This is a genomic window from Bacillus oleivorans (assembly GCF_900207585.1).
GTDB classification, from domain to species: Bacteria; Bacillota; Bacilli; order Bacillales; family JC228; genus Bacillus_BF; species Bacillus_BF oleivorans.
This window is the reverse complement of sequence record NZ_OAOP01000003.1, coordinates 233816-255689: the sequence shown is the minus strand read 5'-3', so window position 1 is coordinate 255689 and position 21874 is coordinate 233816. Positions and strand designations below refer to the sequence as shown.

Annotated in this window: 19 protein-coding genes, 1 tRNA gene and 1 riboswitch; of the genes, 2 read left to right on the top strand and 18 right to left on the bottom strand. The window is 38.4% G+C overall.

The features are described from left to right. Positions 1-239 precede the first annotated feature (239 nt). The 10 genes from CRO56_RS08520 to CRO56_RS08475 form a co-directional block, all read right to left on the bottom strand. Positions 240-1496, bottom strand: coding sequence for a cation:dicarboxylate symporter family transporter (locus tag CRO56_RS08520; RefSeq protein WP_097158185.1), 1257 nt, complete (start codon positions 1494-1496; stop codon positions 240-242). Positions 1497-1622: 126 nt separating this feature from the next. Next, positions 1623-1770, bottom strand: a riboswitch (cyclic di-AMP (ydaO/yuaA leader). A 121-nt stretch (positions 1771-1891) separates the two neighbouring features. Beyond that, positions 1892-2866 (bottom strand): oxygen-dependent tRNA uridine(34) hydroxylase TrhO, encoded by a 975-nt coding sequence (gene trhO / locus CRO56_RS08515; protein ID WP_097158184.1) that lies wholly within the window; start codon positions 2864-2866, stop codon positions 1892-1894. 127 nt (positions 2867-2993) lie between these two features. Next, positions 2994-3878 carry a YitT family protein gene (locus CRO56_RS08510; protein ID WP_097158183.1) on the bottom strand — a complete coding sequence of 295 codons (885 nt, stop codon included), beginning with the start codon at positions 3876-3878 and terminating at the stop codon, positions 2994-2996. Between the two features lie 306 nt (positions 3879-4184). Further along, positions 4185-5741 carry an ATP-binding protein gene (locus CRO56_RS08505; RefSeq protein WP_097158182.1) on the bottom strand — a complete coding sequence of 519 codons (1557 nt, stop codon included), beginning with the start codon at positions 5739-5741 and terminating at the stop codon, positions 4185-4187. Between the two features lie 417 nt (positions 5742-6158). Beyond that, positions 6159-7331: a sporulation protein YhbH gene (yhbH, locus tag CRO56_RS08500; RefSeq protein ID WP_097158181.1), complete on the bottom strand. Its 1173-nt coding sequence runs from the start codon at positions 7329-7331 to the stop codon at positions 6159-6161. A 222-nt stretch (positions 7332-7553) separates the two neighbouring features. Further along, a complete protein-coding gene (locus CRO56_RS08495; protein WP_097158180.1) occupies positions 7554-8714 on the bottom strand; it encodes a polysaccharide deacetylase family protein in 1161 nt (386 codons plus the stop codon). Positions 8715-8896: 182 nt separating this feature from the next. Next, complete coding sequence (locus CRO56_RS08490; protein WP_097158179.1) at positions 8897-9109, bottom strand: hypothetical protein; 213 nt, start codon at positions 9107-9109, stop codon at positions 8897-8899. A 446-nt stretch (positions 9110-9555) separates the two neighbouring features. Then, complete coding sequence (locus CRO56_RS08485) at positions 9556-11451, bottom strand: PrkA family serine protein kinase (RefSeq protein ID WP_097158178.1); 1896 nt, start codon at positions 11449-11451, stop codon at positions 9556-9558. Between the two features lie 407 nt (positions 11452-11858). After that, a complete protein-coding gene (locus tag CRO56_RS08480) occupies positions 11859-12761 on the bottom strand; it encodes a hypothetical protein (protein WP_097158177.1) in 903 nt (300 codons plus the stop codon). Next, positions 12745-13278 carry an RNA polymerase sigma factor gene (locus CRO56_RS08475; RefSeq protein ID WP_097158176.1) on the bottom strand — a complete coding sequence of 178 codons (534 nt, stop codon included), beginning with the start codon at positions 13276-13278 and terminating at the stop codon, positions 12745-12747. The genes CRO56_RS08480 and CRO56_RS08475 overlap by 17 nt, the downstream gene beginning before the upstream one ends. A gap of 194 nt (positions 13279-13472) precedes the next feature. Here CRO56_RS08475 and CRO56_RS08470 point away from each other — a divergent pair, with 194 nt between their 5' ends. Further along, positions 13473-14159 (top strand): ArsR/SmtB family transcription factor, encoded by a 687-nt coding sequence (locus tag CRO56_RS08470; protein WP_097158175.1) that lies wholly within the window; start codon positions 13473-13475, stop codon positions 14157-14159. 66 nt (positions 14160-14225) lie between these two features. On the opposite strand, the gene CRO56_RS08465 is transcribed toward CRO56_RS08470, so the two are convergent. From CRO56_RS08465 to queG, 6 genes are all read right to left on the bottom strand, one after another. Then, positions 14226-15119 (bottom strand): DMT family transporter, encoded by an 894-nt coding sequence (locus CRO56_RS08465; protein WP_097158174.1) that lies wholly within the window; start codon positions 15117-15119, stop codon positions 14226-14228. A 183-nt stretch (positions 15120-15302) separates the two neighbouring features. Then, a complete protein-coding gene (locus tag CRO56_RS08455) occupies positions 15303-15758 on the bottom strand; it encodes a GNAT family N-acetyltransferase (protein ID WP_097158172.1) in 456 nt (151 codons plus the stop codon). 118 nt (positions 15759-15876) lie between these two features. Beyond that, entirely contained in the window at positions 15877-16626 is a 750-nt protein-coding gene (gene nfsA, locus CRO56_RS08450) for an oxygen-insensitive NADPH nitroreductase (protein ID WP_097158171.1), read from the bottom strand. A 132-nt stretch (positions 16627-16758) separates the two neighbouring features. Beyond that, positions 16759-17232, bottom strand: a complete 474-nt coding sequence (gene trmL / locus CRO56_RS08445; RefSeq protein WP_097158170.1) for a tRNA (uridine(34)/cytosine(34)/5-carboxymethylaminomethyluridine(34)-2'-O)-methyltransferase TrmL — start codon at positions 17230-17232, stop codon at positions 16759-16761. Between the two features lie 21 nt (positions 17233-17253). Then, positions 17254-18153 (bottom strand): amidase domain-containing protein, encoded by a 900-nt coding sequence (locus CRO56_RS08440; RefSeq protein WP_097158169.1) that lies wholly within the window; start codon positions 18151-18153, stop codon positions 17254-17256. Between the two features lie 46 nt (positions 18154-18199). Next, positions 18200-19342: a tRNA epoxyqueuosine(34) reductase QueG gene (gene queG, locus CRO56_RS08435; protein WP_097158168.1), complete on the bottom strand. Its 1143-nt coding sequence runs from the start codon at positions 19340-19342 to the stop codon at positions 18200-18202. A gap of 72 nt (positions 19343-19414) precedes the next feature. Here queG and CRO56_RS08430 point away from each other — a divergent pair, with 72 nt between their 5' ends. Next, positions 19415-20110 (top strand): B3/B4 domain-containing protein, encoded by a 696-nt coding sequence (locus CRO56_RS08430; protein ID WP_097158167.1) that lies wholly within the window; start codon positions 19415-19417, stop codon positions 20108-20110. A gap of 59 nt (positions 20111-20169) precedes the next feature. Here CRO56_RS08430 and CRO56_RS08425 read toward each other — a convergent pair. After that, positions 20170-20243: transfer RNA gene (locus CRO56_RS08425), tRNA-Gly, on the bottom strand. A gap of 479 nt (positions 20244-20722) precedes the next feature. After that, positions 20723-21742, bottom strand: a complete 1020-nt coding sequence (locus CRO56_RS08420) for an alpha/beta fold hydrolase (RefSeq protein WP_097158166.1) — start codon at positions 21740-21742, stop codon at positions 20723-20725. Positions 21743-21874 lie beyond the last annotated feature (132 nt).

Genomic DNA, 21874 nt, shown 5'->3' with positions numbered 1-21874 from the left:
TCCGGACACTGGATCCGCTATTATGGCAAAAACATGCGATTTTTTAAAAAATTTTGGTGAATAACGGAACGTATGTCCTATATGTTTTAAAAACTGAGGTTTTTTAAGAAATAGCGGAACGTATGTCCTATACAAAGGGGTTAGCTACTGCCGGAATCTTACGGACATTGGTTCAGTTATATGTGACAAATTATTAAAGTCAGGATTAGAAACTTTCTAATCCTGACTAATTTTCTTTGCTAAGATGCCTGTTCCATTACAGATTTATCTTGCTTCGGTTTAAAAACGCCTTCCCATTTTGAAATCACAATCGCTGCCAGGGAATTTCCGACTACGTTCACAGCTGTTCTGCCCATATCGAGGATTCGGTCAATTCCCGCGATAAAGGCAAGACCTTCAAGCGGTAACCCAACTGTTCCCAATGTTGCTAGCAGAACGACGAATGAAACTCCAGGAACACCTGCAATTCCTTTTGAAGTGACCATTAATACCAGCATTAAAGAAATTTGATCTGCAATACTCATATCAATTCCATACATTTGTGCAATAAAGATAGCGGCTAATGCTTGATATAACGTAGATCCATCTAGGTTAAAAGAATAACCGGTCGGAATGACAAATGAAGTAATGTGCTTTGGACAACCCGCTTTTTCCATTTTTTCCATGATCTTTGGAAGCACAGCTTCTGAACTTGCTGTTGAAAAAGCTAGTATCAATTCGTCTTTTAATAACTTAATTAATTTAAAAATACCGAATCCAGCCATTTTAGAAACGATGCCTAAGACTGCAAATACGAAGAAAATCATTGTTCCATACACAGTCAACACTAATTTTCCAAGTGGAATGAGGGATGCTAGTCCAAATTTTGAAACAGTAACTCCAATTAAGGCAAATACACCAAATGGAGCCAATTTCATAATTAGGTTTGTTATATAGAACATCGCATCAGCGGTTCCTTGGAAAAAAGCTAACACAGGTTTCCCTTTTTCACCGATTGCTGCAATTCCTAATCCAAACATGAGAGAGAAGAAAATGATCGCAAGCATATCTCCTTCTGCAATAGCTGCAATCGGATTAGTGGGAACAATCTGAACTAATTTATCAACCAAAGTTTTGCTTTCCTGTGACTCAGCTGTATCGACATAACTGTTTATATCGGTAGTTTCCAACTGATTCATATTTACACCAGCACCAGGCTGGAAAATATTCGCAGAAGCAATCCCAACAATAATGGCAATGGTTGTTATGATTTCAAAATAAAGTATTGTTTTACCGCCAATTTTACCTAACTGCTTTATATCTCCAACACCAGCAACTGCAACGATTATACTGGCAACTACGATTGGTATAACAATCATTTTAATCAGACGTAAAAATGTATCTCCAATCGGCTGCAGGTATGAAGCGACCTCTGGATTTCCGTAAAAGATTCCGCCTACAATAATCCCAAATAAAAGGCCGATAAAGATCTGGCCAGCTAAACTAATTTTTTTCATCAGTTTCCCTCACCTTCTGTAAATATCTATGCTGTTCAAAACATAAGTCCAGGAAAGGGAAAGAACATTGTTTTTCCCAGTAAAAAAAGACACCGCTGTGCCTTGCCTTACGAAACAATATTCCAGCTGTTCCCTTTTAGACGCTGACGAGGTTAGCTGTCGGGTTAGGGCTAAAGGAAACATGCAGCCCCTTCATAAAAGAATTCACCCCAAAGCGTATAAACGCTAACATTGGGTCCCCCGTTCTTTATAAAAGATTAAGCGGATATAACAATACACAATAATATTATATTAATATAATTAAAATGTAAATATTTTTGCTTTTGTTGATTTTTGGATAATCAGCTTAAAATATAATATCAAAGCCCACCTTAGAAAAGGTGGGCCACACTTATTTAAGCTTCCTGTTTCACTTTTTCTTCTTCAATCTTTGCAAGACGTTCATTAATTTGTTCTTGTGTCATCTGATGTTCCACTACATAGCGGTTTCTTGGGTGCACACGGCATTCATGGGAACAAGAACGCATATATTTATGCTCACTATCTTCAGACATCAGAAGTTGTTTGTTACACTCTGGGTTTGCGCAATTAGCATAGCGTTCACATGGTTCGCCAGTAAAATATTCACGGCCGACCACAACATGTTCTTTGCGGTTAACCGGAACCGAAATTCTTTCATCAAATACATACAATGAACCATCCCAAAGCTCGCCTTGTACCTCTGGGTCTTGACCATAGGTTACAATACCGCCATGGAGTTGTCCTACTTCCTCAAAGCCTTCTTTTTTCAGCCAGCCTGAGAATTTTTCACAGCGGATTCCGCCTGTACAGTAGGTTAGAATTTTCTTGCCCTCAAGCAGGTGTTTATTTTCACGAACCCATTGCGGAAGATCGCGGAACGTTTCAACATCAGGTCTGATAGCACCTCTAAAGTGACCTAAATCATATTCATACGTATTACGTGCATCCAGCACAATAACATTTTCTTCTTGCATTCTTTTATAAAATTCTTTAGGGCTAAGATAATCCCCAGTTAATTCGTTCGGATTAATATCATCTTCTAGACGAAGAGTAACAAGCTCCGGTCTTGGACGCACATGCATTTTCTTGAAGGCATGTCCATCTGATTCATCAATTTTGAAAACAATGTCTGCAAAACGAGGATCTTGTTTCATCGTCTCCATATATTTATTAGTTTGTTCAATCGTACCAGATACAGTACCATTGATCCCTTCGTGCGCTACTAAAATTCTGCCTTTTAAGCCAAGTTCTTTACAGAATTTTAAATGATTTTTCGCAAATTCCTCTGGATTATCAATTGGTACATACATGTAGTACAGCAATACTCTGTATTGTTTTCCTTCTGCCATTTTTCATCAACCACCTATTACTTTATATTTGCAAGATATAAATGTACATGGGCATTGATACACTTTTCTTACAAATGAATATTGTATTAAATTCACCTAAGAAAATCAAGAGTATGTCATTTCCAATTTAATGGATATCACGCTTTTTAAACCTTCCGCCTTTTACATCATGGATGTCTCCCACTGCTAAAAAAGCACTAGGATCGATATCCTCGACGATACTTTTTAGTTTTGCCTCTTCTAGACGAGTAATAACACAAAAAATCACTTTTTTAAAATCTCCAGAATAGGCACCCTCTCCATTTAAATAGGTGACCCCTCTTCCTAAACGATCATTAAGGGCATCTGCAATTTCTTTATGCTGGTCACTAATAATCCAGACAGACTTTGACGATTCAAACCCCTCGATCGTAATATCAATCATTTTATAAGCAATAAAATAAGCAATTAATGAATACATGGCCCGATTCCAGCCGAAAACAAAACCAGCACTCCCCAGAATAAAAATATTGAAAAACATCACGACTTCACCGACTGAAAAAGGAGTCTTTTTATTAAAAAGAATCGCCAAAATCTCCGTCCCATCCAGTGATCCACTGTTCCGAATAACCATTCCCACACCGACGCCTAAGATCATCCCGCCAAATACCGATGCCAATAAAAGATCCTCTGTTAAAACCGGAACTGGGTGAAGAATAGTTGTGACAATAGAAAGGACCGTAATGCCTCCGAGGGTGGTAAGAGCAAATGTTTTACCGATTTGCTTATACCCCAAAAAGAAAAAAGGAAGATTTAATATAAATAGCAAAATCCCTAGTTTAATTCCGGTCAGGTGAGAAACAATAATCGATACGCCCACAATTCCGCCGTCAATGATTTTGTTTGGCACAAGAAATATTTCAAGTCCCACAGATACTAAAATGGCTCCCAATATAACGAAAATTACTCTATTAATTATTTTGATTTTTTTACTTTTTTTATGCTGGTGTATCGTTAAATACTCTGGTTCCATCCAATACTCTCCCGTTCATAATAGTTTTTAATTTTTATAAATATAAGAAAAAAGGTAGATAATGTGAGGGAAACCGGGGCAAACCGTGAAAATGTCTATATTTAATCTTATCATGCTCACAGTTTCATGGAAATTAATTTTCCGCTTTTCACAATCTATTTTATCATGAGTTAAATGAAATAGAGGTAAGCACTGTTTTACAGTCTTACCTCTACCTCTATTTTTATGACTTTTGATAACTTTGGTATCCCATTCGATTATTCATTTATGTCGAATAATTTATAGTATAATAGCAGATAATTATTCCTACTCTTTTTTCAATCCTAGATAATCCCTTAATGCTAATTGTAATGTACCTTTGGCTGTTGCCTTTTTCTCCAGACTGATTCCCGATTTAACAACATTCTTTACTATTTCTGGGCGGATGCCAGTAAGAACCGTTTTACAACCCATTAGTGAGATTCCATCAATAATTTTAATCAAGTGCTGCATAACTTCCAATTCCATATAACCTACGCCAGAAAGATCCATAATGATTGTTTGAATATGAAGTTCACTAATTTCTTCAAGCACTTTTTCTTCGATTGTTTTTATTCTATACTCATCCATTTCACCAATCAGAGGCAAAATGCTAATAGAAGGGGTAATCGGTATAATCGGAACCGATAAATTTTCAACTAATTCCCTTTGTGCAAGCAACACTTCATCTTTAAATTTAGAATAGCTAATGAAAAAGTGATTTAAAAACTGATCCATTAGCTCGTTAATTTTCTTCTCTAATGTGAAAAAATCTTCTAAATTATGTTCATTATCACTTTGAACGGTAAAATTATATAAAAAGTCCCACAACGTTCTGCGGATTGCCTGTACCCACTCCAGCTTAAATGCAATGGTTAATGAATATTTAGCCCATGCTTTTCCTTCTTGTTTTGCAAATGTAATGAGTTCATGTTCACGTTCCTCGATTACAAGGATAACTAATTTTTGCGCATTATTAATTAAATCAATATTCCCTATTGCCAAAATTTCATCAATTTTATCTCTTACATTAATAGCCTGGTCTAGCAATCTATCTTCGAATATTTTACTGTTTCTTTTAAAAAATTCGATCATTGTAAAATCCTTCTCAAATTCAAGTTCCAACCTCTTCACACCCCTTGGATTCGTCATCAGCTTTTTGGGTATTGTCAAAGTAAATTTAGTACCCTCATTTTCCTTGCTTTCAACTGAAATATTTCCTCCATGCTGGTATACCACAGTAAATACTTGGGTTAAACCCATCCCCGTTCCATGATGTTTTGTCGTAAAGAAAGGCGTACCTAATATCGCTAATTTTTCTTTTGGAATACCAACACCTGTATCTTGGATGGACACAATCACTTCCTTCTCCGCTGCAAAGTGACTGACCCAAATCTTCCCTTTCCCCTCTATGGATTCAAAAGCATTTTTAAGCAAATTAAAAAAGGCTTTTTTAAACTGATTTTTCTTCCCAAAAACCACAGTCTCGGAATCTTGGATGTCCGTTATTAATTCGACATCGTATAGCCGATCCTGAAATAAATTCAAGACAGATTCCAATTCTACCGCCATATGGATTGGCTGTTCCTCTTCATCTTCTAAATCCGGCTTTGATACCTGCAGAAGATTATTTAGGGTGGTTAATGCATTGTCTAATTCTGATTGTGCAATTTCGATATATTCAGGTTTGTCCTCGTTTTGGAGGAGCTGTAAAAATCCTTTAACAGCTGTCAGCGGATTTCGCACTTCATGAGCAATCCCTGCAGCAATCTGTCCTACGGATGCTAATTGGCTCAAATGATTATGCTTATTGCGTTCTTCCTGATTTTCATCATTAGGTGTCATGTAACTTTCTCCTTAATCATTTTGGTTTTGAACAAAATAGCTGATTCCTGCTTAATTTTGAAAATTATATGTACGTAATAATTATTTATATTACTGAAAATAAAAAGAAATGTTGAAGACGAGCCATTTAACGATAAGATATAGGGGATTTTTTTAAAAATTTAAACGAATTTATTACTATTTTACTAGAAAATGGTGGAAAGGTAAAATTTTTTCCTATTTGTGTAATATCCTTTTATGTACAAACTTAAACCATATTTATGACAACAGTAGACGGAATTTTTTAAGAAAGACTTTCATATTTTATTTACCAGTTTCCAAAACATTTCGTATCTCTTATTCAAATTCGAAAAAGATTAGCAATGCATTCCTAATCGTTAAGAAAGCCAGCCCTTTTGCAAGGACTGGCACAATTTTTTAGGCATACAGCTTTGAACCCTCTTCCTGCTTTTGAAAGAATGTCCGCATCGCATGAAACACGTCAACTCTTTGTTTTAAAATATAATGCCGGAATTTCTCGTGGCGAATGTTTTTGTATGCACTCATTAGAGTCGAATGTCGATTATACTGATTAACTTCCCCATAGCCAAACATATTTGATTTTCCCATGAGCTCTTCAACAAGCTTTACACAGCGTGCGTTGTCTGATGTTAAATTGTCGCCATCGGAAAAATGAAAAGGATAAATATTGAAGCGTAATGGCGAATAGTGGTCTTCAATTAATTCTAATGCTTTTTTATAAGCTGATGAACATATAGTACCTCCACTTTCACCCTTTGAAAAGAAATCCTCTTCACTCACTACTTTTGCTTCAGTGTGATGTGCAATAAATTCAATCTCAACCGTTTCATATTTGGTTCTTAGAAATCGTGTCATCCAAAAGAAGAAGCTCCGCGCCATATATTTTTCCCAGATTCCCATGGAACCGCTCGTATCCATCATAGCCAGTACAACTGCCTTTGAATCCGGTTTTTTTACTTCATTCCATGTTTTGAACTTCAAATCCTCTGGGTAAATTGGATAAAAACTAGGTTCCCCAGCCATTGCATTTCGTTTAAAGGCGGTCATCATCGTTCGTTTTTTATCAATGTTTCCCATCAGTCCTGTTTTTCGGATATCATTAAACTCAATATTTTCCACAACATGCTCGTCATTTTCTTTCCGTTTTAAATTCGGAAGCTCCAGCTGGCTAAATAACGCTTCCTCCAGTTCCATAAGGGAAACTTCAGCTTCATAATAATCTTCGCCAGGTTGATCGCCTGCCCCCTGGCCTTGGCCAGGTCCCTTTTGATTGGATGGCTCCCTTGCGATAACATCCCCAACCCGACTGTCCCCATCTCCTTGACCCACGTGCTTGTTTTTATCATAGTTATATCTAATTTTATACTCATCTAAGGAACGAATCGGAATCTTTACTACATCGCGGCCGTTGGACATGATGATGCTCTCTTCAGTTATAAGATCCGGTAAATTGTTCCTAATGGCTTCCTGCACCTTTTCTTGATGACGTTGCTGATCATCGTGCCCTTTCCGATGGAGGGACCAATCTTCTTGTGACAAAACGAATTGACCATTGTCTGAATGTGACATATTTTCCCCTCCTATATAATTTTCCATTGACACAAGATCCAACTTACTTGCATACGATATCATGACGGTCTAGAATGGACCACTCTACCCCTTTTTGGTGTTGGGGCGACCGATTTTAAGAGTGATTACTCTATCCTATGCAGCAATTCAAAATAATTTCCAAACGATTTTGACATTTGGACCAAAGTCTAGCCTGTTTTTAATGGTACAAAATCCAAATTGTTACAAGCGTTCATCTTCCCAGAAATTTACCGAAATATGATGATTCGGATCATAAGCAGCGAGTGTATATCCTTTATCTTGAAGGTATTCAATAACCTTCGGGAGAACTTCGGCTGTTCCATGTCTAACATGGAGGAGAATGACGATTGGATCATCTGTTTTTTCGATTTTCTCAACCTGGAGTTTAATGTTTTCCACTATTTGTTCCGGTTTTTTGGATTCATACTTCCAATCCTGTGGATCGACATTCCAGTCCCACAGTTTCATTCCTTCGTCCACTAATGCTTCCATGTGCACTTCAGTTAAGTAAGGCTTACTCCCATAAGGGGCTCTAATTAAAAACGAATAATGACCTGCAATCTTATATAATGTTTCCTGAGTCTGTAGCATTTCATTAATAAAGTTATGTGGAGATGGGCCATAGAGCTTTGATTTATCATGAGAAACACTATGAAGAGCAGGGTAATGTCCCGCTTCCACGACTTCCTTAACTAACTCTGGATATCTCCTCATTTGCGGTTCAATCATAAAAAAAGTCGCTTTAGAATCATACTGTTGCAGAGTCTCGAGAATGGAATTCATTGCAGAGGCAGGTCCGTCATCAAAGGTTAAATAGACTTTGGGTTTAAAGTAGAAAGCAATCTGCTGATAGTATTGATCTAGTTCTACATCGTTTCTCATAAAATATTCAGCATGGGTCATTTTTGATTCATTCATTAACCGTACAATATGATGCTTATTGGAAAAAACTGAATCTACCTGATAGCCAAAGTGTTCCCCAACAAACCGGACTGGCGCATACCAGGTCTCATCTTTTTTAAAAAAGGTAAGAAGCTGTGCATCTCCTTCTTCTGATGTGACTGTTTGCTTTGCCGGTGAAAAGAGCAACGACTTTTCATCTTTCAAAAGCAGAATATCCCCATTGGTTATATTAGTAACTTTTATTCCTAAACTTTTGGCGAACTCTATAATTGGCGCATAGGTTGTCCTATTTGAAATATAAGAAAAACCTTTTTTAAAGCTAAGAACCTCTTCTTCAATTACTAATGCAATCGGAATTTCTTTATGCGAAGTGGTTTCTGTCGCACTGACACTTCCCATATCGCAAATAAAAGTAAGCATAAATATTAAAAAGATAATAGCTTTAATTGGTTGTTTCACCTAAAATTCCCCCTGTTATATAAAAACCATTCTATTTTACTTGAATTCTATTAATAGAATTAGGGGAATATGATAGGTATTTTTTAGAGTTTCTCACATCCGATTTAGAGTGGCGGTACCAGTGTAGTGTCTTACGGACATCAGTTCCGTTATCTGTGACAAATCGGGCGTTTTTAAAAAATTTAGGACATTGGTTCCGCTATTTTATGAAAAACCGGCCATTTTTTGTTGATTTTGGTTAAATAACGGAACGTATGTCCGATTGGGTCTTGAAAACAGTGGTTTTTTGGGCTATAGCGGAACGTATGTCCATTAACAAAAAGGCTGGTGCAGCACGCAGCCTTCTTACAGACATCAGTTCCGTTATCTGTAATAAAACCGGCAATCGAGTACATAGATGGTCACCTCAAAAGGATGTACCGTCAACCAATATAAATAAAAAGGGACTGTCTAAAAAGTCGAGTAACTATCTTTCTAGACAGCCCCTTTATATTTTCCATTGTAATATATGGGTGTGTTAAACTTCGATGTTGATTTCCGCTCCAGGCACTTCGCTTTCCGCGGGCGGTACGGGGAGCCTCCTCGGCGATTATCGCCTGCGGGGTCTCCCCTGCCCCGTACTCCCACTTTCCACTGCTAATTGATAAAAATACATTCTTCATTCGTTAAAAAATTTTTTTCTGACTCAGATCATAACTACTGATACGTGAGGCAGTGGAAATGAGTCTACGTTGCCTTCCGCTCCAATCAACATAGTGCCATACTCGGCAATGATCTCAAAACGAATCGTTTTCTCCACTTCCTTTATTTAGGGACTTGTTGGACAGCCCTTCCTTTCATTTTATCTGTTTAAAAGACTGCCGACATATCGTAAAAGTTCATTAGCTGACGTTGAGTTATAGCCATGCTCATCGATTAGACGGGCCACTACCTCATTAATCTTCTTCAGCTGCTGTTCATCCGGTGTTTTAGAGGAGGTTGTGATTTTTACAACATCCTTCAGATCGGCAAATAGCTTCTTCTGAATCGCTTCACGGAGGCGGTCATGCGAATTATAATCAAAACGCTTGCCTTTTCTTGCATAGGCAGAGATACGGATCAGGATTTCTTCACGGAAGGCTTTTTTCGCATTTTCAGAAATACCGATTTGTTCTTCAATCGAACGCATTAGTTTTTCATCTGGATTTATTTCCTCACCCGTTAGAGGATCGCGGAGCTTAACCTTATTACAGTAAGCTTCTACATTGTCTAAATAATTATCCATGAGTGTTTTCGCGGACTCTTCATATGAATACACAAACGCTTTTTGCACTTCTTTTTTCGCAATTTCATCAAACTCTTTACGCGCCAAAGAGATATAGTTTAAATATTTCTCTTTTAACTCTTGGGTGATAGATGGATGCTGATCTAATCCTTCTTTTAATGCCCGCAGCACATCGAGTGCATTAATGGACGGGACTTCTTTACGAATAATGGTTGATGATATGCGGTTAATTACATAGCGCGGGTCAATGCCGCTCATTCCTTCATCCGGAAATTCCTTTTTTAATTCTTCTACATCTGCTGAATTGTACCCTTCTACACTCTCTCCATCATAGAGACGCATTTTTTTAATAAGATCAATGTCGCCTTTTTTTGGCTCCTTTAATCTTGTTAAAATAGTGAACATAGCAGCCACCCGTAAGGTATGAGGGGCAATATGAACATCAGACACATCACTTTCACGAATCATTTTTTCATAGATTTTTTCTTCTTCTGTCACTTTTAGATTATATGGAATCGGCATTACAATAATCCGGGAATGTAAGGCTTCATTTTTCTTATTGGCAATAAATGAACGATATTCGGTTTCATTTGTATGTGCAACAATCATTTCATCGGCACTAATTAAAGCAAACCTTCCTGCTTTAAAATTCCCCTCTTGTGTTAAAGAGAGCAAATGCCATAGGAATTTTTCATCACATTTAAGCATCTCTTGGAATTCCATTAATCCCCGATTGGCTTTATTAAGCTCTCCATCAAAACGATAGGCGCGCGGGTCAGACTCAGATCCGTACTGAGCAATAGTGGAAAAATCAATGCTTCCCGTCAAATCAGCGATATCTTGAGACTTAGGATCGGACGGCGAAAAGGTTCCAATCCCCACTCGTCTGTCTTCAGAGAAGAAGATGCGCTCAACCATAACATCTTCAATATGTCCCCCATATTCTTGCTGCAGCCTCATCATATTAAGCGGAGAAAGGTTACCTTCAATCCGAATACCGTACTCCTGAGAAAAGTCTTCACGTAAGTGCTGAGGAATTAAGTGGAGCGGATCCTCATGCATCGGACATCCCTTAATGGCATAAATGGCCCCTCGGTCCGTACGGGAATATGCCTCCAGTCCCCTTTTAAGCATCGTTACCAGCGTCGATTTACCTCCGCTGACTGGCCCCATTAGCAATAGTATTCTCTTTCTGACGTCCAGTCTTTTCGCAGCAGGGTGAAAATATTCCTCGACTAAGCGCTCGAGCGCTTCTTCTAATCCAAAAATTTGATTCCTGAAAAACGAGTACCGTCTCTTCCCGTCTACTTCCTCCACTCCAGCATCCTTTATCATATTGTAAATTCGTGAATGAGCGCTTTGCGCAACCCATGGCTTTTCCTTAACAATTTCTAAATACTCGGCAAATGTGCCTTCCCACTTTTGGCTCTCTTCTTCTTCTCGATATTTTTCGATCTTTTTTAAAATATCCATTTGGAACCTCCCCTTGATGCTGAAATCGAGACGATTACTATACTTTATGCGCTTTTCCACATTAAGATGATTACAAATCCATGAGTTATAGCCTTGACTTTTTTTGCCATAATGAGATTATATATGCTCAGGTTGGGGACAATATGTTCATAAAATCGTCTAATTTGAGAAAAGCTAAGATCACCATCTGCATCAAGCCGTTCACAAAAAATAATGGATGCGGTATAATAAGGAAAGATGAAAGATTAGCGGATACATAGAGGAGGATGAACGATGAGCACTATTTTAATTTTAGGTGTTACTGTAGCCTTTTTAGCAGCAATCTTTACAGCTGGATACAATGATAAACCAGGAACTAATAAAAAATAAATGATGAAACGGGCAAGCGTAGACCGCTGCCCGTTTTTCTATTCGCGATTAGGATAAGAATATTTATATGTTATTTCCTTGTCATTAAGCTGGATCGAAATGATTTCATGCCCGTTTCCATAATTAAAAGAAATAAAATCATCTTCCTCCGATTCCTTCTCCCATCCTGGTAATGTACTGATTTCGTCTAAGTAATCTTTAAAAGCTGCTGGGGATGCATCTTCCCAATAATAAATTTCGGTTTGGTTTGACCTAATTGAAATAGGTTCTAAACCAACCGGGTAAATCATCCTTCCATATCCATGAGTGACGTATAGAGGCTCGTTATGAAGATATGGTTCGACTCCATTAAACTGCAATGTTCCGACCGCCTGAAAAATTTCCGCATACTCAAGTTTCGGATAATCAAATGTAAAATAAATAATTGTATCTTCTGTCGGAGTGAGAAAGAAATGATAGCGAACCCCAACATCCACACGTTTGACATGCTCGATATACATCATTGTGGGATAAGGGAAATTCTCAAGTTTTTCTTCCACAAACATGACATAGCTATTCACGATTTCATCCATTTTTTCTTGATTAATCTCGCTGACAGACCCAATAGGAACAGGCTCCCCTTCTCGATAAAGAGTTAAGCCATTCTCAGATTCCTCTGCATATACTTCTTTCAGTTCCCAATTGAACTCTGTATAATCCATTTGACCTTGAGTAAACGGTTGAGTGCTGTTTTGCTGAAACATAATGAGAAAAGCGCCACATAGAAGGATAAATAAACTAGCAGCCAACAAAGGTTTTACGTGCATCATCCTTTTAGCCTTGAACTTTTCAGGATGTTCTTGAAGTGTATTCCAAATACGAGATCTCAATATCTCTTTTTGCTCCGCTGGCGGCTTTATTTGCTGAAGGAGCTTCCATTGACTGTCATGAAAGTCGTTCAATTTGTTCACCTCCGGGGCGCATATCCATTTTTCGAAGTGTATGGATGGCCCTTGATAATGTTTTTCGGACCTTAGCCTCAGACCAATTTAAAATTTGGGCAGCTTCTTTTGTCGTACACTCTTCAATTTTTAGCAAGGTAACCACAAGTCTGTAATTAGGCTTTAATTGATGAATCCGGTTTAAAAGGTCGATGACAAGAGTCTTATTTTCAATATACTTTTCTAAGTTAAAGGAAGATGGTAGATCCCGCTTCAAAGCATTCGCTAAAAATAGTCTTCTTCGCTGCCGTTTGCGAATTTCATCTAAAACCAAATGTTTGGCAATGCTAAACAGCCATGTTTTCACGTTTGCTTGGTTGTCAAACCGATCATAAGCTGTACAGGCCCGGACAAACGTATCATGAACCAAATCTTCACAGCATTGCTGATCCCCTATCATAAATAAAACAAACCGGTAAATATCGTGATAGTACAGGTCGTACCATTCCATCACGATTTGTTTTTTATTTGTATTCAACCCCTCACCACCATTTCTAATCCTTGCTATCTATTAGTCGTACGAAAAACGAATCTGTGACGTTTTTAATAGTAGATACAAAAATTATCGCAGATCTTCTTTAATTCCTGCACCCTTCATTTTTAACTTGCACGATTGATAGCATTGAACACTTAAACTATAATCGAAATATAAAATGCAGGGAGGATGAGAAAATGAGTATAAATCCAAATGTGGCAGAAATTGCAGCTCTTCTGGGAGAAACATCACGCGCCACTATACTAATGAGTTTAATGGACGGACGATTTCATACAGCCAGTGAACTTGCTTATGTAGCTGCCATAACCCCTCAAACGGCCAGCTTTCATCTTGCAAAATTGGCAGAAGGCAACCTTGTGAACGTTGAAAAGCATGGACGCCATCGCTACTATCAAATCGCAAATGGAGAAGTAGCACGGATTTTAGAATCGTTACTCGCGATTTCACCACCGCCTGAAGTGCGTTCGCTCAAACAATCTAACCAGGTACAATTACTTCGAGCAGCCCGAACCTGCTATGACCATTTAGCTGGAAAATTAGGGGTAGAGCTAACAAAATCGATGATGAATGCTGGCTATTTAGAAATAGAAGAACGAGTATTCGTTGTGACTCATGAGGGTGAACAGTTTTTTATCAATTTTGGTATCGATTTAAGTAAGCTAAAAAAAGAACGCCGCTCATTTTCTCACGCATGCTTAGACTGGAGTGAAAGACGCCATCATCTTGCTGGCGCATTAGGACACGGACTAACAACACGCTTTTTTGATTTGGGATGGATAGAAAGAATTCCATCTACTCGTGCTGTAAAAGTTACTGAAAAAGGAAAAGCAGGGTTAAAACAAAATTTTAATGTAAACTTCTAAACTTATTAGAGGAAAAGCCCCTAAGCGGAAAGGTCTCCTGTACGCAATTAGCGGGCTTTTTAAAACTTAATCGCTGTTCAAAGTACTTTTAGCTAAACGATGATTCCGCTGAAAATTACTGTTTACAAGATAAATCCCAATAATTATCAGCAGTCCGCCAGCTATAATGGAAGGGTAAAGCGGATCATTCAGCAATAACCATCCTGATAGGACCCCGAAGAAAGGTGCTAAAAATAAAAAGGCACTTGTTTTTCCCGGATCACTCTTTTGTAAAAGATAATACCAAACCGCAAACTGAATAATGGATGACATAATACTTAACCATAATAAGATTAATAGAGAGTTATGGTTGAATATAAAAAATGGGTTTTCAAGAAGAAAACTGCTAAGCAAGAGTAAGAGCCCGCCAAAAAGCATCTGATAAGCCGATAGAACCCATGTATCGAATTTCGATCCCCATTTTTTCACTAACAGAGTAGAGCTTGCCCAAAAAACAGCAGATAAAAGTCCGTAAAAGATACCAACCTTCATTTCTATTTGAGCTCCTAATGTAATAATGACCCCGACCAGTCCTAGAAGTACTCCAAACCATTGATAAAGTTTATATCGAGTTTGTAAAAAAATCGTACTAAACACAACAACGAGTAATGGGTTTGTGAATGTAAGAATCGAGGATTCACTAGCGGTTATTGTTCTTAGACTCATGAAAATACAGCCCATAACACCAGCTGTTTGAAATGTGCCAATAATGAACATTCTTACCCAGTTTTCTTTAGATGAAGGATGTGGCCGCTTTACAACCATCACAATCCCTGCCATGATTATCCCTGCCAGAATAAAGCGTAAAGCTACCAGTAACAATGGAGATGAGTACAGCAGCCCAAACTTACCGACCGAAAAAGAAGAACCCATTAAAAACGTAGTTAAAAGGATTAACAGTGTGAATGTAATAGAATTCATTTTTACCCCCCTCTATATTGTAATGATCAATCTATCAGTAATATATCAGCTTAATTTTTCAACCAATATCGAAATATGGAATACGATCAAAATAATAAAGGCTATTCCTATTTATAAGGAAAAGCCTTTTATATTTTTTATTACTGTTTATAAGCCTTGGGGTGATTTGATCAAATTTATAACTTATTGAATCTCATAAACTAACCATTCAGATAATTGACCGCCCATTTTATTGTAAAGGGATTGAGCTACTTTATTATCCTTTGCCGTTTCCCAGGTCATAGATGAAAAGTTATTTGCCTGGATGTAATCTAAACATTTTTGAAATAACTGTTCCCCAACTTTCTTTCCTCTCGCATTGGGGTCGACAAATAAATCATTTAAAATCGCTTGTCGTTTTACCTTTAGGGTACTGAAAGTAAAATACAAAGTGGCAAACCCAATTAACTCTCCATCTTCCTCAGCGACAAACTGAAGTCCGCTCGATGGATTTTCAAGTAAATGATGCATTAATCCTTTTAACTCCGATTCTTTAGGTTCAGGCTGCTTATAAAAATCGACAATATACTGTTTCATAAGTATGTATAGCTGATTTATATCTTTAGCAGATGCTTCTCTAATGACGATGTTTTTGTCCATTTTTTCCCTCACAGTCTCAGATGTTTAAGCAAGTATAGCATTACTTTTTATTGGTGTCATAAAAAAATGAGACTGTATCCCATAAATCGGGTCAGTCTCACTTTAATTGAATCATATTTTAGCGGAGATTAAGCCCTTTTTTCTCTATAAACTCTTTCATGTACATTCTTGATTTCTTTTCAAGCATCGTGCCCATTTGACTGGACCATGTATCGCTTCTTTTGCCATTCGTTCTTTTGTTATAGTAATCCTGAACGGACTGGTTGTATTGGTCAATCCCCGCTTTAAAAGCAGATTCATCCTGTTCATATTCATTTTCATGGTAGACATGATTTAGCGGCAGTCTTGGTTTTTGACTGGTTTCTTTTGCCGGGTAGCCAACAGCAATCCCAAATAGTGGGATGACATGCTTCGGTGTTTTTAAAAAGGATGCCACTTTCTCTAGATCATTACGGATCCCGCCGATATAGCAGATGCCGAGTCCCATTGACTCTGCAGCTAAGACAGCATTTTGCGCAGCTAATGCCGTATCAATTAAAGCCACCATAAATTTTTCTGTACTTTCAATCGATGGGAGTACATCACTGCCTTCCCACTCTCCAATTTTCTGATGTCTATGTAAATCTGCACAAAATATAAAGAAATGTCCGTTCTCGGCAACATACGCCTGATTACCAGCCACTTCTGCAAGTGCCTGTTTTTTCTTAAGATCAGTTATCCCAATAATGGAATAGGCTTGAATATAGCTAGAAGTTGAGGCAGCCTGAGCACTTTTTACAATCAGCTCGATTTGTTCGCTTGATAGAGGCTGTTCGGTAAATTTGCGGACAGAGCGATGACGTAAAATCGTTTCAATCACCTGATTCATGTAAGCAGTCCTTTCTGTATGGTTCTTCTCTTATAGTACAGGTTATAAATAGAATCTTCAAACAGTTCGCCCATGAAAAAAGCTTTCCAAAAGCACCAGAGGTACTCTTGCGAAAGCTTAAACCGCCTCAAGTTATTTAATATTCGGAAAGCGCTGCTGTCTTAAAGCTTCGTAGACTAAAATTGCCGCTGTATTGGAAAGATTTAAGGAACGAACATTGTCGGTCATCGGAATTCTTAAGGAGGTATCAGGGTTTTCCGCTAATAGTTCCTTAGGAAGCCCGGTTGTTTCCTTACCAAATACAAAAAAGAAATCTTTTTCTGGATCACTATAATCATATTCGTCATAGTAACGTTTTCCAAACTTTGTAATAAAATAAAATTCACCTTTGGGATACATCGAAAATAATTCATTTAACGAATCATAATAAAAAATTTTCACAAACTCCCAGTAATCTAAGCCTGCCCGTTTTAACATCCGGTCATCTGTTGAAAAACCTAACGGGCGAATCAGGTGGAGCTGAGTATCTGTAGCCGCGCAAGTTCTTGCAATATTTCCTGTATTAGCAGGAATCTCTGGTTGGTATAGTACAACGTGTATAGCCAACTCTTTGTCACCTCTTAATGTTTAATAATCATCTACAATCGAATAAAATTTATATTTGATATTTGGAGTATAGGCGCTTGAATCCTCATAAGACCAGTAACGCATACGGCTATTATACGTATTGGCATTAACTAATGGCATTCCGTAAATATCCTTTGCCACTACAATCGTATTGTGATCGAAACGGCCGTCCCCTTGAAAATCATAGCAAATTACATCCCCTAATAAAAGTTGCTGCGGACTGGATACCTCTTTTGCACGCAGTCCTGTTTTAGAATTTTGTAAGTAAAGACGCAGTGAATTGGCAACGGTCCAGCTATAACTCCAATTATTATTTCTCATCCACCAGCCATTTCCCCGGTTAGGATACCCTCTCATGGGTCCTCCGCCCTCGTGTAAGCATTGAGAAATAAAATTGGTACAATTATCCTGAAATTTTTTATACCTCGGATTATAGCTATTCCACCATGATTCCGCATATCGAACCGCTTTTCTGCGGTCATAATAGAATGGTTGCCGTTCCTCTTCTTCAGGGTACATCACTAAAACTCCATTGTTACCAGTTGAAGGCTCTTCTCTATTTAGTATATCAGCTTCCGTAAAAAGGGGATAATCATCCACAACCGTAGAACGAAAAATGTCTGCTTGTCTTTCCTCCACCGTCTCCTCTAAAAAAATGTTGTCGCTTTGATTGATAATATAACGCATCCTTACTTGATACTGAACTTTTTCCACATCTTCTTCTGCAAAGCTTTTAATAATTTTTCCTTTTCCGCTCACCTTAACGATTTCCGCTTTCCGTTTTTGTACAGAACCAATTTTTCGCTCCACATCTTCCGTAAAAAAACGCTGGGTTTTAACGGATGGTTTTACATATGCATCTAATCTGCTTTGAAGCAAATCCTGTAAGATCTTTTTCATAAAAAAACAACCTCCTCTCTCCATACATATGAAGAAAGCAGGTTGTTTAGATATTGATCTGTTCAAAAAATGCCAAACCCTTTTCCATTTCAGCACGAACGTCCAAATCTTTTTCGTGAACTAATTGCGTTTCTATCGCAGCTTTCCCTTCAGGCGCTCCAATTTTGCCAAGAGCCCAAGCAGCTGTACCGCGAATGACGGGGCGAGGATCCTCTTTCATCAGGTAAATCAAATCCGGCACAGCAGACTCTTCTTTATAGTGAGCAAGTGCAATGATAGCATTCCGTTGGATCGTTTTTTTTCCTCTCCAGGATCCTGACACATGACCGTAAGTGTCTTTAAATTCCCGATTAGTCAAATGAAGAAGCGGCTGAAGCAACGGTTTTGCAATCTCTGGATCTGGTTCAAATTCTTCATGAAGGTGGAAATCCATTTTTTTGTTTTTCGGGCAAACTAACTGGCAGGTATCACAGCCATATAATCTATTCCCTAATTTGGACCGGTACTCATCGGGTAAGAATCCTTTAGTTTGGGTTAAAAAGGCAATGCACTTTTGTGCATTAAGCTGCCCTCCTTGGACTAAGGCACCGGTTGGACAAGCATCGACACAAAGATTGCAGTCGCCGCAGCCTTCTTCTATAGGTTCGTCTGGTTCGAACGGTAAGTTCGTAATCATTTCGCCCAGGTATACATATGAACCGAATTCCGGCGTAATAATCGCACAGTTTTTCCCACTCCAGCCGATTCCTGCCCGCTCCGCAACAGCACGGTCCACAAGTTCTCCAGTATCGACCATTGATTTACAAACAGCCTCAGGAACTCTTTCTTTAATATACGCTTCTAATTGAGAAAGTTTTTCCCGGAGCACATCATGATAATCTCTCCCCCAGGAAGCACGGGCAAACAGTCCTCGACGTGCACCCTTTTTACTCTGAGAAGCATCTTTCATTTTAGAAGGATAGGCTAGCGCAATCGCAATGATTGATTTCGGCTTGTTAAAAATAAGGTCGGGATAAACCCGTTTATCTATATCTTTTTCCTCAAAGCCAGATTGAAAGCCGAGCTCCTGCTGGCGGATGAGGCGATTTTTCATTTCATCAAACGCCGAAGCAGACGTAAACCCGATTTTATCAATCCCGATTTCTTTACTGTACGCAATGATATCTTTCTTTAATAGGTCAAAGTTCATGTCAGAATCCTCCTTTCTTATGTAGATTCAGTGTAATTATGGTAAACTGCTTATGTAGAGGAGGTAATCGTCATGGAAATTACACTTAGCCCTGTCTTAACCCAAACAATTGCTGATTTTAAAATAGGTCTTGTAAGCTATCGCGGAATTACCGTTTCCGACTCTCCCCAAATGCTGCACGGAAGATTGCAGCTTTTTCAAGAATCATTATATTTCGATTTACTTGAAACACCACTAGCTGAACAAAAAGGAATTCAGGAATGGCGTTCCATCTTTAAAACGTTTGGAAAAGACCCAAATCGATATCGGCCGTCTAGTGAAGCTTTATTAAGACGAGTGCAAAAACAGCAATATTTATCGACAATTCATTCTGCTGTTGATCTCAATAACTTTTTTTCATTACAATATCAAATTCCAATTGGTCTGTATGATGCTGATCAGTTTCAAGGTGATGTGATGATTCGGGTTGGTGAAGAAGACGAATCATTTCACGGACTCAATGGCCGTGAAAACCAAGCTGCGCAATTAATTATATCTGCTGACTCAGCTGGACCATTTGGCAGTCCCTTTGTCGACTCAAAACGTACCGCTGTTACAACCGGTACCAAAAATGCTTTACATATTGTTTATTTATCACCTAGTTTACCAGAGGAGTCCAGTCATCAACTAATCGAATCACTCGGAAGCATGTTTCAGCAGCTTCATGGGGGAGACTTTCAGACCGCAATCCTTACGGCAGACTCCTCGCAGCACACATTTAAGACATAGAAAAAACGCAATGCCCCGTTTTTTCTATGTAAACGAAACACTGCGTTAGAAACTATGTATGGAGCGGGTGATGGGAATCGAACCCACGACAACAGCTTGGAAGGCTGTGGTTTTACCATTAAACTACACCCGCATATAGTGTGAAATATACTTAGATTAAGTGCACGAACGGTCATGCCTCTGCTTCTGCCAGCTGATTCGAAGATGTAAATGCATCGAGGCAACTCGTAGCTTATTCATAGAAGTGCAGCTCGTGGCTGTGGTTTTACCATTAAACTATACCCGCATTGCATTATTCCTTTATGCCCTTTTTTCGAGGACATTATTCATTATACTCACCATTTCAACAGATTTCAACCCTTAAGCTTAAAGTTCGACAATTTGAAAGATTTTTTACTGAAGGTTACGTACCCATATAATGAGCAACAAAAAAACGCTTGGTTTTTCCAAGCTTTTTTTCTTTAATGTAAGATTTTTTTGAACTAAAGCTACCCAATAGTTGAAGAACAATATTTCACCTTCCTTATAACGGATTTGAAAATTTACAATTATCCTTAATTTTAGTATATGTTTTAGAATAGTGGACAACAAAAAAATAAAGCTACATTTCATCTATCCGTTTGTACTAATGGCCAACAAGCGTTTTAGGTTGTCATCAATAAATTTATTATCGGTACTGTTGATTCCACGACCGGCAAAATGGCCCCAAATCGACTCGATAGGATTAAAAACAGCATTAGGTATAAGCTTAGCCTCGTATTCGTTATCGTCCGCAGTGCAGAAGAGGTCCGTACTCCCTGGCATGACGCAGGCAAGCGCATTAATGCTTTTGAGAGCCTCATCGAAATCTCCGTTATAAGCGGGGTTTGCACTAATATCTGCAAATTGGCCTGTCCATAACATAGCCAGGACATTGTGCGGATCCATCTTCATAAAGCTGTCTTCCCAGACGCCAGCCACAAAATCTTCTAATGAGTCAAATCCCATATTACGATAAAGTTCCTCTCTGTAAAACGCCTGCGATACCCCCCATCCCGCATAGACACTGCCAACAGCGCGCATGTCTGCAGAAGTCAACTTGTTTAGTTTACTTGAATTGAAACCAACTGCAGCCATGAGGGCAGCTTTCATTCCGTCCAGGACCACATACGTTTGAGGCCAAGTCTTTGCACCTCCGCAGAAAGGTGCAATTCGTTCCACCATGTCGGGATAACTTGCCCCCCATTGGAATGATTGAATTCCTCCCATTGACCATCCAACCACGAGTGCAATCTTTTGAATGCCGAATTTTTCGGTCACCAGCCGATATTGGAATTTAACGTTGTCATAGATGGTTACAGGAGGAAAATTAGCCTTGTCGAATGGAGCAGGCGTGTTACTAGGAGATGAAGATAATCCGTTCCCCAGCAGATTTGGAACGACAATGAAATATTCTCTCGGATCTAGAGCCATGCCGTTTCCAATCAGCCATTCATTCTGAACATGTTGATCACCAAAAGCAGTTGGATAGATGATGACATTATCTTTGTTTTCATTCAATTTTCCATAAGTTTTATAAGCAAGAAAAGCGTTCGGTAGTGTCACTCCTGATTGCAAGGTAACGTCACCCAAATCAAAAATTTCGTAATCCATTGTATTGTTGCTCCTTTCAAAGTGAAATCCAAAATGTATTTCTTGTTGTTAGTATAAACCTGTGGTAATCTCAATAAAAGTGAACAAAATTCAACTCTGCATTCAATAATATTGAAAGTAAAATGGGGGTAG

What these genes read in the sequence shown, in the direction of transcription:
- CRO56_RS08520 (WP_097158185.1), bottom strand. Translation starts at nt 1,496, where the DNA reads ATGAAAAAAATTAGTTTAGCTGGCCAGATCTTTATCGGCCTTTTATTT.
- trhO (WP_097158184.1), bottom strand. Translation starts at nt 2,866, where the DNA reads ATGGCAGAAGGAAAACAATACAGAGTATTGCTGTACTACATGTATGTA.
- CRO56_RS08510 (WP_097158183.1), bottom strand. Translation starts at nt 3,878, where the DNA reads ATGGAACCAGAGTATTTAACGATACACCAGCATAAAAAAAGTAAAAAA.
- CRO56_RS08505 (WP_097158182.1), bottom strand. Translation starts at nt 5,741, where the DNA reads ATGACACCTAATGATGAAAATCAGGAAGAACGCAATAAGCATAATCAT.
- yhbH (WP_097158181.1), bottom strand. Translation starts at nt 7,331, where the DNA reads ATGTCACATTCAGACAATGGTCAATTCGTTTTGTCACAAGAAGATTGG.
- CRO56_RS08490 (WP_097158179.1), bottom strand. Translation starts at nt 9,109, where the DNA reads ATGTACTCGATTGCCGGTTTTATTACAGATAACGGAACTGATGTCTGT.
- CRO56_RS08485 (WP_097158178.1), bottom strand. Translation starts at nt 11,451, where the DNA reads ATGGATATTTTAAAAAAGATCGAAAAATATCGAGAAGAAGAAGAGAGC.
- CRO56_RS08470 (WP_097158175.1), top strand. Translation starts at nt 13,473, where the DNA reads ATGAGTATAAATCCAAATGTGGCAGAAATTGCAGCTCTTCTGGGAGAA.
- CRO56_RS08465 (WP_097158174.1), bottom strand. Translation starts at nt 15,119, where the DNA reads ATGAATTCTATTACATTCACACTGTTAATCCTTTTAACTACGTTTTTA.
- CRO56_RS08455 (WP_097158172.1), bottom strand. Translation starts at nt 15,758, where the DNA reads ATGGACAAAAACATCGTCATTAGAGAAGCATCTGCTAAAGATATAAAT.
- nfsA (WP_097158171.1), bottom strand. Translation starts at nt 16,626, where the DNA reads ATGAATCAGGTGATTGAAACGATTTTACGTCATCGCTCTGTCCGCAAA.
- CRO56_RS08440 (WP_097158169.1), bottom strand. Translation starts at nt 18,153, where the DNA reads ATGAAAAAGATCTTACAGGATTTGCTTCAAAGCAGATTAGATGCATAT.
- queG (WP_097158168.1), bottom strand. Translation starts at nt 19,342, where the DNA reads ATGAACTTTGACCTATTAAAGAAAGATATCATTGCGTACAGTAAAGAA.
- CRO56_RS08430 (WP_097158167.1), top strand. Translation starts at nt 19,415, where the DNA reads ATGGAAATTACACTTAGCCCTGTCTTAACCCAAACAATTGCTGATTTT.
- CRO56_RS08420 (WP_097158166.1), bottom strand. Translation starts at nt 21,742, where the DNA reads ATGGATTACGAAATTTTTGATTTGGGTGACGTTACCTTGCAATCAGGA.